Below are 15,688 nucleotides of genomic sequence, written 5' to 3' on the forward strand. Positions count from 1 at the left end.
GATTAAAAATAATATCAAAAGTTTCATCTTCAAATGGAAATGGTTTTGTCATATCGCCTTGAACTGTGTTGATTTTTAATCCTTCTCTTTTAGCAACCATTTCATCTCTTTCTAATTGTGATTTAGAAAAGTCCATTATGGTTACATCATAGCCTTTTAAAGCAAAAACTGCGCTCTGCTGTCCACCACCACAAGCTAATCCTAATATCTTTTTCCCATTAGCTTTTTCAAACCATTCTTCCGGAACTTTTTTCCCAATTGTTAATGCAACAGAAATTGGATTCTTTTTAACTTCTTCTATTTCTTCATGTGTCAATGGCTCAGTATAGTCATTGTTTACATTATTCCATCTATTTTCATTAAATTTGATATAATTGTTCATCTTCTAATTTCCTCGTAATTTATACTATTTCGAGTTAAGCTGAGTGTGTTACCATTACATTTTTCAGCTCTACAAATAATAATTTGCTTTACTCTATTTTTATAATATTATACCATTTCCAGCTATTTTTTACAGGTCTACATCTTTCTCTGTGATAGTTCTATGTTTTCTTGAACTTCAATCACTTGAACAATGTTCCATAGAAAAATCTATCTCCTGTTATTTTAGATATCTTCTTATTGTTTTGCCTGACTTAAACACCAAAATGAAATATACGTTATTATTGCAATGAGAATATTATGGAGCAGACCTAATTGCATTTGATTGAAAACAAAATAATATATTGTAAAAATTAACGCAATCACAATGTTACTTTTAATCATTTTTTTCAGACCAAACTGTTCTTTTCCAATCAGTATAATGAATAAATGACCTAATAGTATCATTATAATTGACACTATTATAGAAAACTCTGTTGACCTTAACAAAAGCGAATTCCCTAAGTAGAGTAAAATAAATCCGTAAAACCATTTTTTATTATTTGCCATAATACTCATCCCCATTACAAATCTTTTTTATACGCTTTCATTGTACTATTAGTATACCTGGCTTTCAATATGATTTAGGAGAAATTCCATCCACTCAAAGTTACATCAAAAAAGGAATACAACTCTCCAATAGTAAGATTTATAACAACACACAATGTTATCCTCTCCTACACCGAAAAGTCATATTCCTATTTTTCTTACGCTTCAATCACTCGAACGCTCTCGTCCAACTTAGCCCAGTGGTTTGTTGGGCCGTGTCCATTTCCTACATAAATCGGTTGAGCAATGGCTCCTTGAATAAATTTACGAGCGGTAATAATGCTTTCTTTCAAAGCCTGTCCTTTTGCTAATTCAGCTGTAATACAAGCGGAGAATGTATCACCTGTTCCATGGGTAGAAGCTGTTTGAATTCGTTTAGCTTCAGTCCAAAATGCTGTTCCGTCTTCTAATAAGACAAAGTCTTTTACAATATCCAGCGTTCCATGTCCGCCTTTAATAATGACATTTTTCACTCCAAAATTTTGTAATACATCCGCAGCTTGCATCATATCTTTTTCTGTTACGATTTTTTTGCCAATTAATTCTTCCGCTTCTGGTAAATTTGGTGTACACACTGTAGCAATTGGTAATAATTCCTTTTTAATCGTTTCAATTGCTTCTGGTTGTAATAATGGATGTCCGCCTTTAGCAATCATAACAGGATCCACAATTAATGGACCAAAATTTACTTTTTTATAATTTTCTACGACAGTGCGAACAACTCGACTATCTGCTAACATTCCTGTTTTTGCTGCACGAATATGAAAATCACTTGCCAATGATTGAAATTGAGCATCAATAAATGCACTAGGTACTTCATTAACTGCTTGTACTCCTAAAGTATTTTGTGCTGTTAAAGCTACAAAAATACTCATTCCAAAAACTTGTCGAGCTTGGAATGTTTTTAAATCCGCTTGAGCTCCTGCTCCGCCTCCTGAATCAGATCCAGCAATAGTCACTACTTGTATAGTTTCATTACTCATTTGCTTCCCCTCCTAAAATTTCCGTTACTTTTTTTCTTAAACAGTGACATTTTTGTTTAATATCTTTAGCTTTCATAATCTCACTTACAATAGCAACACCTGCGATACCTGTTCCTTCTAGTGGCTCCATATTGTCTTCTTTAATTCCACCAATAGCTACAATAGGTATCGATACTGTTGTCGCAATTACCTTAAGAGTTTCAATAGATGTTGGTTGAGTAATGACTTTTGTCGTCGTTGGATAAATAGCGCCTACTCCTAAATAGTCTGCTCCATGTTGTTCTGCTTCCAAAGCTCGTTCAACTGTTTTTGCCGTAACTCCTAATATTTTATCGTTTCCAATCATATTGCGAACTACTTCAACAGGTAATTCATCTGCACCAATATGAACTCCACTAGCATCAACTGCTAAACAAATATCCACTCGATCATCAATGATAAGAGGAATTTGATACGTATCAGTGATTGTCTTAACCTTTTTTGCTAATTCATAATATTCTCTTGTACTACATTCTTTTTCTCTTAATTGAACAAGAGTCACACCAGACCTACAAGCTTCTTCCACTTTTTTCAAAAAGTCTTCTTCTTTCCAATCATAACGTGCCGTTACTAAATAAAGGGCTAATGTTTTATCTAATTTCTTCATTTGTCCAGTCCTCCATTTTTAGCATTTCTTGCCAATTTTCTTTGTGCAATTTTGATAGTTCATTACAAGTTTCTATACGAAAACTTTCCATTCCTTGCTGAAGTGCACTACTTGCTTTTTCTCCACATATATTAAAATAAGTAATCGCTCCAATTGAAGCTTCCAATGGTTCAATGCCACTTCCTAAAACACCTGTAATTAAAGCCCCCACTACATCTCCTGTACCGGTAAATAATTCTAAGGAATCTACTCCATTTTTTAGGCATAAACATTTAGAAGTCGTAACGACTAAATCTTGTTCTCCCGTTGCTAGAAAAAGTGTTTGAGGATAAATTTTAGCCAACTTTCTTAATGCATAAGCTAATTCTTTTAATTCAATTAAACTTTGGTCTTCCTTTGCACTATCGACTCCTTTGGCACTACTATTTAGACCAACTAGTCGTCTCATTTCTGAAATGTTCCCCTTCACAACGGTAACGCCAATGTCTAATAAACTTTGTACTAAAGCTAGACGATTGGATAGTCCCACTATTCCAACAGCATCTACAACAAGAGGTTTTTGATCATTATTTGCCAGTTTTGCTGCTTTGATGATGCAAGCTTCTTTTTGCTCTGTTAAATGTCCGATATTTAGTAATACGGCAGATGATACTTGAATAACTGATTCAATTTCTCGTTCATCTTCAGCCATAATTGGTTTTGCCCCAACATATAATAATGCGTTCGCCACTAATTCCTTTGTAATCCCATTTGTAATGCAATGAATCAGAGGACGTTGTAATGGGAAAATAGTTCCTAAAACTTTTTGCATAATGGACATTCCTTAGTTGGAGCAAATAATTTTTGAATACGTTGGATCGTTGATACATTTTTTAATTTTACCCAAACTAACCAAGCAATTGTTGAACCAATAATTGCTCCTCCACAAAAACGTGGTGTATAAACAAACCAGAATAAACCTGTTGTTGTTCCCGTAAACCAAACCATTACAGGATAAGATAATAGAGAACCAATTAATCCTGTTCCAATAAATTCACCAATCATCGCTCCATAGATGTTCTTAGTCATTCTTGCTCCAATCCCTGCTAATAAAGCTCCAAATACTGCACCAGTTAATGCTAAAGGTGGAATTGCTAATAAAGTCATACGAAGAATCGCTGTTAAAAATGCCATTGCTACTCCATATACTGGTCCCATCAGCATTGCTGCAATGACATTAATTGTACTAGACATTGGTGCCATTCCTTCAATTCGCATTAATGGGGATAATACCACATCTAACGCTACCATCATTGCTAAAAACATAATTTTTTTATTTCTACTCATTTCTCTAACCTTCCTAACCTTCTAATTTCCATGTTTCATGTGTATAAGCCATTTCCCAAAATAGATATTCAAATTGGCAACTACGATAAAATGCTTCTATCATTTCTTCTTTTGTTTGTTCCGATGATTCTTCATACAATCGTTCGATAACGCCACATTCATATTGAACGGCTTCTTTACTATCTTCTCCCGCATAGGTCATAATCCATCGTTGATACATTTCATGAGGGGAACCTTGTTTGATTAATTGTTCTCCAATCGCTTGATATAACCACGGACAAGGTAACATTCCTGCACAGGCTACAACTACATTTTTTTCTGCTAGTTGTCGATATAAATGGGATACATAATTATAAGCAGTTGGAGCAATCGGTGTATTTTTGATTTCTTCTTCATCGATACCTAATTCTTGAAAAAATTCTTCTCGAATTAATTGTTCCCCTTGTGCTAAATGTTGAGAATTTCTACGCATTAATTCTTTCACTTCTGCATCATCTGATGCATCAGAAATAATTTGATAGAGTTTACTAAAATGTTCTAAATAATAACGATCTTGTAATAAATAATAACGAAATATCGATTCCCCCAATGTCCCATCTTGTAATCCCGTTACAAATGGATGTTCAAAACTTCCTTGCCAATAATGTTTAGAAACTTCCATTGATTTTTCTGTAAATGTCATTTTTTACCTCCATAACCATCCAATACTATTTCCTACTACAAATAATAAAATCATCCATCCCAAAGCTTTACCATCATTTTTCCAAATAATCGATGGTGTTCGTTTTCCTTTTTCATCAAATCCATGGCTTATCATCGCTTGTTCATATTGCTCTTGTAAGTGATAAGCTGTAAAAATCACCTTGATATAATATAAGCTTGACCAAAAATGTAAGGGACGACCTCTTAGTTGACTGGCTTCCTTCATTTGCACTACTTCTCTTCGAATATATGGAAATGCATGAATAATCACTAACAAACCATATACAAAATGAGGAGGTAGTCCTTTTTGTTCCAGAACTAATAATAGTTCTTCCAAATCCACACTAAATGCTAATAAAAATCCTAATAAAGCAAATGCAAATGTTCTTGTAAACATCACTGAAGCGAGCTCTAAATGAATTCCTTGAACACGAATGGACCAATAACTACCAATCGCTGGAAATAATGGAACAATGATTGTAGCACCAATGACTCCCCACTGCTTCTTCCAAAGAAGATACAAAAATCCAACCACTAATACAAAAACATTCAAGACATTTGAAGGAACAAACGATAATTCAATCGTTACTAATATTAGAAAAAGAGAAAAAGCTAAACTTTTAGACTGTTTTTCCATATGGAATGCCCCCTTTTTTCAATGTCTGTTCAGTAATTTGAATATGATGTTGACTTACACCTTCTAAAGGGCCTAATCGATGAGAAACAACTAATAATTGTTGATGATGTGTTTGTTGATTCCACTTCATCCATTCTCCTATTAACTGACAACTTCTTTTATCTAATCCTGTAAAAGGTTCATCCAATAATAATAAAGGAATATCCAAACTTAGCATACAGATGAGCTGAATCAATTTTTGCTCTCCTCCACTTAAATACATCAGACTTGTATCCAGTTTTGAACCTAATGGTGTTTCTGTTAGGATTCGTTCTTGCCACTCGTGAGCATGAGCAAATCTTTTCATACCAAAATTCAATTCATCCTTCGGCATTAAGGTGACAAATTGATGCATCGCTTCTTGAACGGTCAATGTTAACAATTTGGAGCGATTTCTCTTTGTTATTTTTTTCCCTTCATACAAGAAATTGCCTTTCACTTTTGACAATTGAACCATCGCTCTAAGTAAAGTGGATTTTCCAACACCATTATCTCCTGTTAAAGTCGTAATCCCTTTTTCTAAAGAAAACTCTGGAATCGACCATAACCCTTCTTTTATAACATTTTGAAAAGTGAAAAACTTCTCTGTAGAAGCTCCTTCTTGTTCTAATGAAATAACAGAATGATTCGATAAGGAACTAATCGGAACTGTCTGCAAGCAACCTTGCTGAATATGTAATACACGACTAACATATTCGCTGTAACCATTCGTATCATGATCACTGACAATGACTAATTTGCCTTTTTGAGAAAGTTCAAATAATAATTTCATTAAGGAGCCTCTACTTTTTTCATCCACACTAGCAAATGGCTCATCTAATAATAAAATTGGAACATCCATTGCTAATAAGACTGCAATCGCAGAACGTTGTTGCTCCCCTCCAGATAATTGAACAAAAGGACGATCTAATAAATGTTGCGTTACTGTATCAATCGTAACTTGATGAATTCTCTCTTGAATTTTTTCGTAACCATACCCTAAATTTTCAAGAGTAAACGTTAATTCACTCCGCAAATTTTTCATCGTAAATTGACGATAAGCTTTTTGAAATACAGTTCCCGCTATAGTTGCTCTTTGAACAGGGGTCATCAAAGAAATATCTTTTCCTAACAAGTGACACTGACCTTCAAAAGTCAACCGTTTAATTCCAGATAAAAATTGAAATAGCGTTGACTTCCCGCTCCCCGTATCTCCTGTTAATAAAATGAATTCGCCCATTTCTAGTTGGCAATCAAGCTGATGAAGAATTTTAGTTTTTCCTTGCCAAACACTAACCCCTTCTAAAGTGATTCCATTCATTGATTAATTTCCTCTTGTAGCTTTTACTTTTTCTAATAAGTTCATTACAATTTTTACAAATAAGACACCAAAAACAAACACAGAAATAAAACGAACAACGATTAATGACACTAAAAATCCTAAGGAATAAGCGCCATATCCTAATTTGAAATACTCATAAATAAAGCTAAAGACAACTGTACCAATCGCACTTAATGTAAGTGAAAAAGTATCATATCTCTTATAACCTGTTGCAAAAAATCCTGCTTCAGTACCTAACCCTTGAACAAATCCAGAAACTAAAACTCCAACTCCAAAATGAGAACCCATTAACATTTCTGCTAAGGCTGCTAACATTTCTCCAAGAGTCGAACTTCCTTTTTTCTTCAACAATACCCCAATCATTGGAGCAGCCATCGTCCATAATCCAAATAAAATTTCATTGGCAAAAGGTTGATACCCTCCAGGTGTTAATGCCACTTCTAATGCGACATATAAAAAGCCTGCCCCCATAAATACGCCCCCAAAAAGAAACGCTAATAATGCCATTAAGATGACATCTTTCAAACTCCATTTTTCCATAAAAAAACTCCCTTCGTTTTCAAAACAAAAGGAGGCTCATTCACTAACATTATCCAAACAGAAATGCAAAATAAATCATTGAATTTCGACATGAATACATTATAAAAAATAATATCTTTTTATATCGATCAAACAAATCATTAGAAAACATTACTATCGTAACATTCCACATTTCCCTTCGCTGGTACTATCCAGATCAGGTTCAATGGGTATAATCTCAGCCAATTGGCACCCCAAATGTTTTGTATTATTAAATTTTCTTTTATCATATCATATTTGAAATCATTTTCAAATTATCTGCTTAAGAAATATTTCCACTTTAATTATAAGTAAACGCTATCAATTTTAGTATTGATTTTTTATCAGATGAGTGCTACTATAGTGACATAGAAATCTGAGATGTGCGCGGTATTTACTAAGTGTTGACCGAACAATTAATGACTTTTTAGGGATTCAGATTGTTGTTATGGATAACAAGCCATTGCACTTGGAAGTTAAGAAGTAACTCATAGAAGCCCACCTGCTTAGAATGCGGGTTCAAAACTATCAAATACATCAAACGGCATCACCGGAAATCTATCAATAAAGTTTTTACTTTGGACCACTCTTTGAGTGGTTTTTTCTTTTATTAACGGAATTTATCTAGATGAAACCCCTTTTAAAACATTTTCATAGTGGTATAATAGAGGTATAAAGATGAAGGAGTGATCGTTATGTTCCATGAATATTCAAAAATTTTAGTTCCAGTAGATGGATCTAATGAGGCTAGATTAGCTTTTGAAAAAGCCATTGAGGTTGCTAAAAGAAATCGTGCTCAAGTCATTATTGCGCATATTATCGATACACGAGTACTTCAAACTCCTACTGGTTTTGAAGGTAATTTCAATGAAGAAATTCAAAGACAAACCGAAAACCTATTCCAAGAATATCGTCAATATGCTCAAGAACATGATTTTAATGATATCGATTTTGTTTTAGAATATGGTTCACCAAAAGTTTATATTTCTAAAAATATTCCAAAAGATTATCAAATTGATTTAATTATGATGGGCGCAACAGGCCTCAACGCAGTCGAACGGTTATTTATCGGTTCAGTTTCAGAATACGTCATCCGAAACGCCAGCTGCGACGTCTTAGTAGTCCGCACAGACCTAGAAAACCAACGCCAATAAACGTTTAGAAATGAAAAACAGGAAAGACTCCCCTATTAATAAGGGACTTTCCTGTTTTAATTTTTTACGCAATATAGTTTTCAACGCAACTTACATGAGTGACACTAAAAAAGTATAGAAAAAGAGAACAAAAAATCTTACCGTAGTAGCTCAAAATTCGCATTGCAAAGCTGCTGGCGTACAAGCTATTACAAATATAAGTCTTAAACGCAACTCACATGAGTGACACTAAAAAAGTATAGAAAAAGAAAAGTGGAAAGACTTATCGTAGTAGCACGAGTACTAGAAGCCCAGATGGCTTCTAGTACTGGAAAATTCGAGACCAAGGCTCGAATTTTAGGCATGAGACTTGCTTTGCAAGGCTGCTGCCGTCCATACTACTACACATAAAAGTCTTTCCACTTTTCTTTTTCTATTACGCCCCATTAACGGTTTTTTGAATCCAATAGTATTGTCACTGGTCCGTCATTTAGTAACTCTACTTTCATATCCGCACCAAACTGACCCGTCTCAACAGGAATCCCCGTCTCTCTCAACAAACCATTAAACTGCTCAAACATCTCAATCGCAACATCCCCAGGAGCTGCCTTTGAAAACGAAGGACGATTCCCCTTCTTCGTCTCCGCATACAAAGTAAACTGCGAAACCGATAAAATCTCACCGCCAATATCTTGAATACTACGATTCAATTTACCCTCTTCATCCTCAAAAATTCTCATCTGAACAATCTTACGAACAAGATATTCCATATCTTCTATTGCATCATCATGCGTTACACCCACTAACAACAGAAAACCACGTTGAATCTTTCCAATGACTTTCTCATCAACTGTAACACTCGCATGAGCAACACGCTGTAAAACAATTCTCATAACACTTTCCTCTTTCTCGTATTCGCTTATGAAATCACACGACGAACACTATAAACATCAGGAATTTGATTAATCTTCTTCACAATATATTCTAATTGTTCCGTATTATGAATCCCAATATTAACTGTAATCGTAGCCATCTTATTAGAATCCACTTTACCATTTACAGAATTTAAAGACTTCGTAATACTATTGATAACATTTAATACCTCATTCAATAAACCATTACGATTATATCCTTCAACAACTAATTCAGTATCATATTGTTGCTTAGAATTACCAGTATCTTCCCAATCTACATCAATTAAACGAGTTTGTTGATCTTGTTGAACTTTAACATTCGGACAATCTTTACGATGGACAGAAATGCCACGTCCCTTTGTAATATATCCAACAATTTCATCACCCGGTACCGGATTACAACAACGACTTAAACGAATTAATAAATTATTAACCCCTTCAATAATAACGCCATTTTCATGCTTAATACTCATCTTTTGAGTATCTTTTCGTTGAATTTTCTCAGTCGTTTGTTCAAATGCTTCTTCTTGCATTTTTTGTTGTTCAATTTCACGACGTGCTTTATCCGTTAATCGATTCGCCACCGTTTGAACAGATACTTCTCCAAATCCAATCGCTGCAAATAAATCATCTTCATTCGCAAAATTAAATCGACTGGAAATTTCTTTTAATTGCGTCTTCGTTAAAAAGTCTTTTGGTGAAAATTCTAAATCAGCAATTTGTTTTTCTAATAAATCACGTCCACGAAGAATACTTTCTTCACGATTTTGTAATTTAAAGAAACGACGAATTTTATTTTTCGCACGAGTCGTAAAGACTAAATTAATCCAGTCTCTTGATGGACCAAATGAATTAGCAGAAGTTAATACTTCTACAATGTCTCCTGTTTTTAACTGATAATTTAACGGTACAATTTTATTATTCACTTTTGCACCGACTGTTTTATTTCCAACTTCAGTATGAATATTGTAGGCAAAATCTAATGGTCCTGAACCTAATGGTAACTCAGAAACATCTCCTTTTGGAGTAAAGACATACACTTTATCACCAAAAATATCTTCCTTCACACTATTCATAAAGTCATTCGCATCTTTTGAATCATCTTGTAATTCAATTAAATCTTTAAACCAATCTAATTGTTTTTGAAGTGGATCATTCGATACTTTTTGAGTATTTCCTTCTTTATACGCCCAGTGAGCAGCAACTCCGTATTCTGCAACAGCATGCATTTCAAATGTACGAATTTGAATTTCAACAGGTTTACCACCTGGTCCAATAACTGTTGTATGAATGGATTGATACATATTTGCCTTTGGCATTGCAATATAATCTTTGAAACGACGAGGCATTGGTTTCCATTTCGTATGGATTGCTCCAACAACTGCGTAACAATCACGAATACTATTCACTAAAACACGAATCGCTAATAAATCATAGATTTCATTAAACTCTTTCTTTTTATCTTTCATTTTTCGATAAATTGAATAAATGTGTTTTGGTCTACCATATATTTCAGCTTCTATTTCTAATTCTTGTGTGGCTTCTTCGATATTCACCACTGTTTCATGGATATATGCTTCACGTTCATCACGTTTTGAATCCATTAATTGAACAATACGATAATATTGTTGTGGGTTTAAATATCTTAATGATGTATCTTCTAATTCCCACTTAATTTTATTCATCCCTAGTCGATGGGCTAAAGGTGCATAAATCTCTAATGTTTCATTCGCAATCATACGTTGTTTTTCTGGTTTATGAAATTTTAGAGTTCTTAAATTATGTAAACGGTCAGCTAGTTTTACCATAATAACTCTTAAATCATTCGCCATGGCCAACAACATTTTACGATGATTTTCTGCTTGTTGTTCTTCATGAGATTTATATTTAATTTTCCCTAGTTTTGTAACACCATCTACTAAAAATGCAACATCTTTGCCAAATACATATTCAATGTCTTCAATCGTAAATCCTGTATCTTCAACAACATCGTGCAAAAATCCTGTTGCAATCGTATCTGGATCTAATCGCAATTCTGCTAAAATTCCAGCTACTTGAATTGGGTGAACAATATATGCTTCGCCAGATTTTCTTACTTGATCTTTATGAGCGAAGGTCGCATATTCAATGGCTTTTTCGATGAACTGAATACTCTTTTCATTCATATATTCACGACAGAGTGAAACAACATCTTCAGCCGTATAATTTTTATTTTTTGACATATACGTTTTTCCCCTTAATTCATAACAGTAACCGTATTAAACTATTATTTGTTACTGCTTTCTTAACTTTAGATAATACTTATCCTATCTCTTTCTTAGCCTTCCGTCAACTATTTCTAACCTTTTAAAAGCTCGAAATGATACGATATTGCAGCAAGTGCATACATGGGTGCTGTTTCAGCTCTTAAAATTCTTGGACCTAAGGCACAAGAATGTACTTCCTGGCTATTTAAATACTCAATTTCTTGCAGGTCAAATCCACCTTCTGGACCAAAATAAAAGGCAATCGAATCTCCTTTTTGTAACGAAGTCAACGTTTGAAAAAATACTGCCGCTTCTCCTTCTTTAGCAACTTCTTCAAATGCAACTAATGCTTTTGTCGATTGCTTGGCTAAGATAACACTTTCCTTTAAAGTCATTAACTCTAACACTTTTGGAACATGTAGTCGGTGAGATTGTTCTGCTGCTTCTTGCGCAATTTTTTGTAATCTTTCAATTTTCTTTTGAGACTTATCCTTTGTCCATTTCACCATATTCCGTTTCATTTCTACGGGTACAATCGTATGAACGCCTAATTCTGTAGCTTTTTGGACAATGGTTTCTAATTTATCTCCTTTAGAAAGTCCTACAAAAATTGTCACATCAATCGGTAATTCTACATTTTGTTCTTTAGGTTCTTCTATTGTTAACTCGAATGGAGATAGTTGAGTAATTTTTGCGATATATAATTGTTCATTCTCATCTACAATTTCACACCATTCTCCAACATTCATACGCATCACTTTTACCATATGATGCTCTTGTTCTTTAGGAACAGATATCATTTCTCCAACTGATTGAATGACTTGATTGATAAAATAACGTTGCATCTCGTTCACCTAGTCTTTCGCTTTTGTCATGACAAATGTATTCCATTCACCCATTGTTAATTGTTGTTTTAAAGTAAATCCTACTTTTTCATAAGCAGAACGTACTTCCTCTGCTTTTGATTGAATAATTCCTGATAAAATTAAGACACCATTTTCTTTTAAATTATGATAAGCATCCGCAGGCATCATTAATAAAATTTCCGCTAAAATATTTGCTACAATTAAATCAGAAGGTTGATTAATTCCTTGTAATAAATTATTTTCATAAACTGCAATTTCACCAATTTCTGGATTTAAAGAAATATTTTCTTTTGAAACTCTTGTTGCCATCTCATCAATGTCAAAAGCAGTGACATCACTTGCCCCTAATAGTTTAGCGGCAATACTTAAAACACCAGATCCTGTCCCAACATCTAATACACTCTCTCCACCACGAACATATTGTTCCAAGGCCGCTAGTGATAATTGAGTTGTTGGATGTGTTCCAGTTCCGAATGCTAAACCTGGATCTAAACGAATTAAACGTTCATCTTCTTGTTGTTTTTGATACTCTAACCAACTAGGCACAACAGTTAAATATCTTGTGACACGAACTGGGAAATAATATTTTTTCCAAGCTTCTGCCCAGTCTGCTTCTCCTACTGTTTGTAACGTAACAATTCCTTTACCAATTGTTAATCCGTAAGATTTTAGTTCTTGAACTCTATTCGTTACGGTTTCTGTTAATTCATCATTCCACTGATTTGGTTGGAAATAAGCTTTGACAAAAACTTCATCTGTTTCATATAAAGACTTTCTTTCAACTGATAGCCATTCTAATTGTTCTTGATTTAATTGATCATAGTCGAGAGGATCTTCAATCGAAACTCCTTTAGCTCCGATTTCCATAAAAATTTCACTGACTGCCTCTACACTTTCTGTATGAGTTACTACTGTAACTTCTAACCAATCCATTTATTGACTCTCCTTTAGTATTTATCATTGTTTACAAGACATTATAACAAAGAAAATAAAATTTGCCTAAAAATTTAATGTAACATATTTGTAATTTTTCCGAATTTTTAGTATGATATTGAAGATAGAAAAATAATACATTTTTCACTGCTTGCAAAAGACATTTTTGCATCGAGTAGCAAGCATACTAACTAAAAAAGATGATTGATTATAGATATTAAGGAGTAATGAAACCATGGCAAGACATTTATCAACAAAAGATATTTTAAATAAACAATTTAAACGCTCATTTAGAGGATTTGACATTGAAGAAGTAGATGCATTTTTAGATTTAATCATTCGTGATTATGATACATTCCAAAAAGAAATTAGCTTTTTACAAAGTGAAAATGAACGTTTAGTAAATAAAGTTGACGAATTATCAAAACAAGCAACTGTCACAAAAGGAACTCGCTCAGCTAGCATCCCTTCTGCAGGTGTAACAAACTTTGATATTTTAAAACGTTTAGCGAATTTAGAAAAACATGTCTTTGATGAAAAATTAGAAGACGATAACGAGGATGATTTAGACAAAACTCGTGTCATTACCCCAATTAAAGATTAATAAAACTTGTAAACTTTGAGTAATCGCGGTAGTGTTTGCACTACTGAGGAAAGTCCATGCTCGCACAGACTGAGATGTCTGTAGTGTTCGTGCTTAGCGAAACAATAAGCTAAGGCAACAATTTGTTGACGGCAGAAAAAATGGCTAAGGATTTCTATGCCAAAGTATTCTTGAAAGTGCCACAGTGACGAAGCATTTTTGGAAACGAAAATGGTGGAACGCGGTAAACCCCTCGAGCGAGCAACCCAAACTTATGGTAGGGGCACTCTTTATTAGGAAATGAACGAAAAAAGAGGCACATTTGTGTAGACAGATGATTACTGAAATCAATTAGAACCTGCTAATTGATGGAACAGAACATGGCTTATAGAAGTTTGCATTCAGGTTATTTACCGGGGTCTCCCGGTATTTTTTTTGAAAAACTATCATTTCTAATAGAAAGGAAATTATTATGACAACTTATAAATTAGTCGCCACTGCTGCAGCTGGCATTGAAGCACTTGTTGGAAAAGAATTACGAACTCTTGGCTATGATTGCCAAGTAGAAAACGGAAAAGCTTATTTTTCTGGTAACGATTATGATATTGCAAAAACGAATATTTATTTACGTACTGCCGACCGTATTAAAATTGTTTTTGGTCAATTTACCGCTAAAACTTTTGATGCTTTATTTGAACAAACAAAAGCACTCCCTTGGGAACAAATTTTACCAGTCGATGCAGAATTTCCCGTATCAGGAAAATCTGTTAAATCAACTTTACATAGTGTTCCAAACTGCCAATCTATTGTAAAAAAGGCAATTGTTAATCGTTTAAGTGCAGCATATGCACGTAGAACACATTTACCAGAAACAGGAGCACTCTATCCTATCGAAGTTTCTATTCTTAAAGATGTTGTCACATTAACCATTGATACAAGTGGTACAAGTTTATTTAAACGTGGCTACCGTACTGAAAAAGGTGGCGCACCATTAAAAGAAAATATGGCAGCAGCTCTTGTCATGCTAACAAACTGGTTCCCAGATAAACCATTTTACGATCCTTGTTGCGGTTCAGGTACTATTCCTATCGAAGCTGCTTTAATTGGATTAAATATTGCTCCTGGATTAAATCGTTCATTTGCAGCTGAAAAATGGACATTCTTTGATCCAAAAGCATTTGACACTGTTCGACAAGAAGCAAGAAAAGAAATTCGTACTGATGTGACATTAGATATTCTCGGAGCTGATATTGATGGTTCGATGATTGAAATTGCAAAACAAAATGCGATTAAAGCTGGCGTTAGCGAGCATATTGAATTTAAGCAAATGCAATTAAAAGATTTCCGTACGAAAAAAGAAAATGGCGTATTAGTTGCTAATCCACCATATGGTGATCGTTTATTATCTGAAGAACAAGCTCAAAATATTTACCGTCAAATGGGACAAACGTATGAACCATTAGAAACTTGGAGTAAGTATATTTTAACGAGTGATTTAAGTTTTGAAGAACATTATGGAAAACAAGCCACTAAGAAACGTAAATTATACAATGGTGCAATTCGTACCGACTACTTCCAATTCTGGGGCATCCGTAAACGTAAACCGGTTAGTGAATAAATAAAAAAGAATAACTTTTCAAGTAGTAAGGACGCCAGCAGACCTGCGGTCTCATGGCTAAAATTTGAGCCAAGGTCTCAAATTTTCCTGTACTATAAACCACAAGATAGTGGTTTATAGTACTACTACATTGAAAAGTTATTCTTATTTTATATATTCTGGTTGTTCGACAAATCCTGTTGGTGAGAAATCACCGACAGGATTTTTTACATGC

16 protein-coding genes, 2 other RNA genes and 1 riboswitch are annotated in these 15,688 nt (G+C 34.1%); of the genes, 5 read left to right on the forward strand and 13 right to left on the reverse strand.

Translation table 11 applies throughout. The annotated features are described in order from the left end of the window. From RWZ86_RS06660 to RWZ86_RS06700, 9 genes are all read right to left on the reverse strand, one after another. A partial coding sequence (locus RWZ86_RS06660; RefSeq protein ID WP_314680737.1) for a class I SAM-dependent methyltransferase occupies positions 1-382 on the reverse strand: 382 nt, incomplete at its 3' end. A gap of 745 nt (positions 383-1,127) precedes the next feature. Next, complete coding sequence (gene thiD / locus RWZ86_RS06665) at positions 1,128-1,952, reverse strand: bifunctional hydroxymethylpyrimidine kinase/phosphomethylpyrimidine kinase (protein ID WP_314680738.1); 825 nt, start codon at positions 1,950-1,952, stop codon at positions 1,128-1,130. Beyond that, positions 1,945-2,598 (reverse strand): thiamine phosphate synthase, encoded by a 654-nt coding sequence (gene thiE, locus RWZ86_RS06670; protein WP_314680740.1) that lies wholly within the window; start codon positions 2,596-2,598, stop codon positions 1,945-1,947. The genes thiD and thiE overlap by 8 nt, the downstream gene beginning before the upstream one ends. Next, positions 2,582-3,409, reverse strand: coding sequence for a hydroxyethylthiazole kinase (locus tag RWZ86_RS06675; RefSeq protein ID WP_314680741.1), 828 nt, complete (start codon positions 3,407-3,409; stop codon positions 2,582-2,584). The genes thiE and RWZ86_RS06675 overlap by 17 nt, the downstream gene beginning before the upstream one ends. Beyond that, entirely contained in the window at positions 3,394-3,924 is a 531-nt protein-coding gene (thiW, locus tag RWZ86_RS06680; protein ID WP_006702744.1) for an energy coupling factor transporter S component ThiW, read from the reverse strand. Before thiW ends, RWZ86_RS06675 begins: the two co-directional genes overlap by 16 nt. A gap of 13 nt (positions 3,925-3,937) precedes the next feature. Beyond that, complete coding sequence (gene tenA, locus RWZ86_RS06685) at positions 3,938-4,606, reverse strand: thiaminase II (protein ID WP_314680742.1); 669 nt, start codon at positions 4,604-4,606, stop codon at positions 3,938-3,940. A 3-nt stretch (positions 4,607-4,609) separates the two neighbouring features. Further along, entirely contained in the window at positions 4,610-5,263 is a 654-nt protein-coding gene (locus RWZ86_RS06690) for an energy-coupling factor transporter transmembrane component T (RefSeq protein ID WP_314680743.1), read from the reverse strand. Further along, a complete protein-coding gene (locus tag RWZ86_RS06695; RefSeq protein ID WP_314680745.1) occupies positions 5,247-6,602 on the reverse strand; it encodes an ABC transporter ATP-binding protein in 1,356 nt (451 codons plus the stop codon). The genes RWZ86_RS06690 and RWZ86_RS06695 overlap by 17 nt, the downstream gene beginning before the upstream one ends. Positions 6,603-6,605: 3 nt before the next feature. After that, complete coding sequence (locus tag RWZ86_RS06700; protein WP_314680746.1) at positions 6,606-7,163, reverse strand: ECF transporter S component; 558 nt, start codon at positions 7,161-7,163, stop codon at positions 6,606-6,608. Positions 7,164-7,319: 156 nt separating this feature from the next. Beyond that, positions 7,320-7,409: riboswitch (TPP riboswitch) on the reverse strand. 142 nt (positions 7,410-7,551) lie between these two features. Here RWZ86_RS06700 and ssrS point away from each other — a divergent pair. Continuing rightward, a non-coding RNA gene (ssrS, locus tag RWZ86_RS06705) (6S RNA) lies at positions 7,552-7,742 on the forward strand. A gap of 134 nt (positions 7,743-7,876) precedes the next feature. Next, complete coding sequence (locus RWZ86_RS06710; RefSeq protein ID WP_314680748.1) at positions 7,877-8,335, forward strand: universal stress protein; 459 nt, start codon at positions 7,877-7,879, stop codon at positions 8,333-8,335. A gap of 425 nt (positions 8,336-8,760) precedes the next feature. Here the strand turns inward: RWZ86_RS06710 and dtd are convergent, their stop codons facing one another. From dtd to prmA, 4 genes are all read right to left on the reverse strand, one after another. Further along, positions 8,761-9,207, reverse strand: coding sequence for a D-aminoacyl-tRNA deacylase (gene dtd, locus RWZ86_RS06715; RefSeq protein WP_314680750.1), 447 nt, complete (start codon positions 9,205-9,207; stop codon positions 8,761-8,763). Between the two features lie 26 nt (positions 9,208-9,233). Next, complete coding sequence (locus RWZ86_RS06720) at positions 9,234-11,450, reverse strand: bifunctional (p)ppGpp synthetase/guanosine-3',5'-bis(diphosphate) 3'-pyrophosphohydrolase (protein WP_314680751.1); 2,217 nt, start codon at positions 11,448-11,450, stop codon at positions 9,234-9,236. 116 nt (positions 11,451-11,566) lie between these two features. Beyond that, positions 11,567-12,319 carry a 16S rRNA (uracil(1498)-N(3))-methyltransferase gene (locus RWZ86_RS06725; RefSeq protein ID WP_314680752.1) on the reverse strand — a complete coding sequence of 251 codons (753 nt, stop codon included), beginning with the start codon at positions 12,317-12,319 and terminating at the stop codon, positions 11,567-11,569. Positions 12,320-12,328: 9 nt separating this feature from the next. Beyond that, positions 12,329-13,273: a 50S ribosomal protein L11 methyltransferase gene (gene prmA, locus RWZ86_RS06730; RefSeq protein WP_314680753.1), complete on the reverse strand. Its 945-nt coding sequence runs from the start codon at positions 13,271-13,273 to the stop codon at positions 12,329-12,331. 235 nt (positions 13,274-13,508) lie between these two features. Between prmA and gpsB the strand changes: the two genes are divergently transcribed. The 3 genes from gpsB to RWZ86_RS06745 all read left to right on the forward strand — a co-directional run bounded on the left by gpsB (position 13,509) and on the right by RWZ86_RS06745 (position 15,474). After that, complete coding sequence (gene gpsB / locus RWZ86_RS06735; RefSeq protein WP_006702754.1) at positions 13,509-13,877, forward strand: cell division regulator GpsB; 369 nt, start codon at positions 13,509-13,511, stop codon at positions 13,875-13,877. 11 nt (positions 13,878-13,888) lie between these two features. Continuing rightward, an RNA gene (gene rnpB / locus RWZ86_RS06740) (RNase P RNA component class B) lies at positions 13,889-14,249 on the forward strand. Between the two features lie 79 nt (positions 14,250-14,328). Further along, complete coding sequence (locus tag RWZ86_RS06745; RefSeq protein ID WP_314680754.1) at positions 14,329-15,474, forward strand: class I SAM-dependent RNA methyltransferase; 1,146 nt, start codon at positions 14,329-14,331, stop codon at positions 15,472-15,474. Positions 15,475-15,688 lie beyond the last annotated feature (214 nt).

Source organism: uncultured Granulicatella sp., from assembly GCF_963545075.1.
GTDB lineage: Bacteria > Bacillota > Bacilli > Lactobacillales > Aerococcaceae > Granulicatella.

Bases quoted from the DNA above. Each gene is read 5' to 3' on its own strand.
- thiD (WP_314680738.1), bottom strand. From the start codon at position 1,952: ATGAGTAATGAAACTATACAAGTAGTGACTATTGCTGGATCTGATTCA.
- thiE (WP_314680740.1), bottom strand. From the start codon at position 2,598: ATGAAGAAATTAGATAAAACATTAGCCCTTTATTTAGTAACGGCACGT.
- RWZ86_RS06675 (WP_314680741.1), bottom strand. From the start codon at position 3,409: ATGCAAAAAGTTTTAGGAACTATTTTCCCATTACAACGTCCTCTGATT.
- thiW (WP_006702744.1), bottom strand. From the start codon at position 3,924: ATGAGTAGAAATAAAAAAATTATGTTTTTAGCAATGATGGTAGCGTTA.
- tenA (WP_314680742.1), bottom strand. From the start codon at position 4,606: ATGACATTTACAGAAAAATCAATGGAAGTTTCTAAACATTATTGGCAA.
- RWZ86_RS06690 (WP_314680743.1), bottom strand. From the start codon at position 5,263: ATGGAAAAACAGTCTAAAAGTTTAGCTTTTTCTCTTTTTCTAATATTA.
- RWZ86_RS06695 (WP_314680745.1), bottom strand. From the start codon at position 6,602: ATGAATGGAATCACTTTAGAAGGGGTTAGTGTTTGGCAAGGAAAAACT.
- RWZ86_RS06700 (WP_314680746.1), bottom strand. From the start codon at position 7,163: ATGGAAAAATGGAGTTTGAAAGATGTCATCTTAATGGCATTATTAGCG.
- RWZ86_RS06710 (WP_314680748.1), top strand. From the start codon at position 7,877: ATGTTCCATGAATATTCAAAAATTTTAGTTCCAGTAGATGGATCTAAT.
- dtd (WP_314680750.1), bottom strand. From the start codon at position 9,207: ATGAGAATTGTTTTACAGCGTGTTGCTCATGCGAGTGTTACAGTTGAT.
- RWZ86_RS06720 (WP_314680751.1), bottom strand. From the start codon at position 11,450: ATGTCAAAAAATAAAAATTATACGGCTGAAGATGTTGTTTCACTCTGT.
- RWZ86_RS06725 (WP_314680752.1), bottom strand. From the start codon at position 12,319: ATGCAACGTTATTTTATCAATCAAGTCATTCAATCAGTTGGAGAAATG.
- prmA (WP_314680753.1), bottom strand. From the start codon at position 13,273: ATGGATTGGTTAGAAGTTACAGTAGTAACTCATACAGAAAGTGTAGAG.
- gpsB (WP_006702754.1), top strand. From the start codon at position 13,509: ATGGCAAGACATTTATCAACAAAAGATATTTTAAATAAACAATTTAAA.
- RWZ86_RS06745 (WP_314680754.1), top strand. From the start codon at position 14,329: ATGACAACTTATAAATTAGTCGCCACTGCTGCAGCTGGCATTGAAGCA.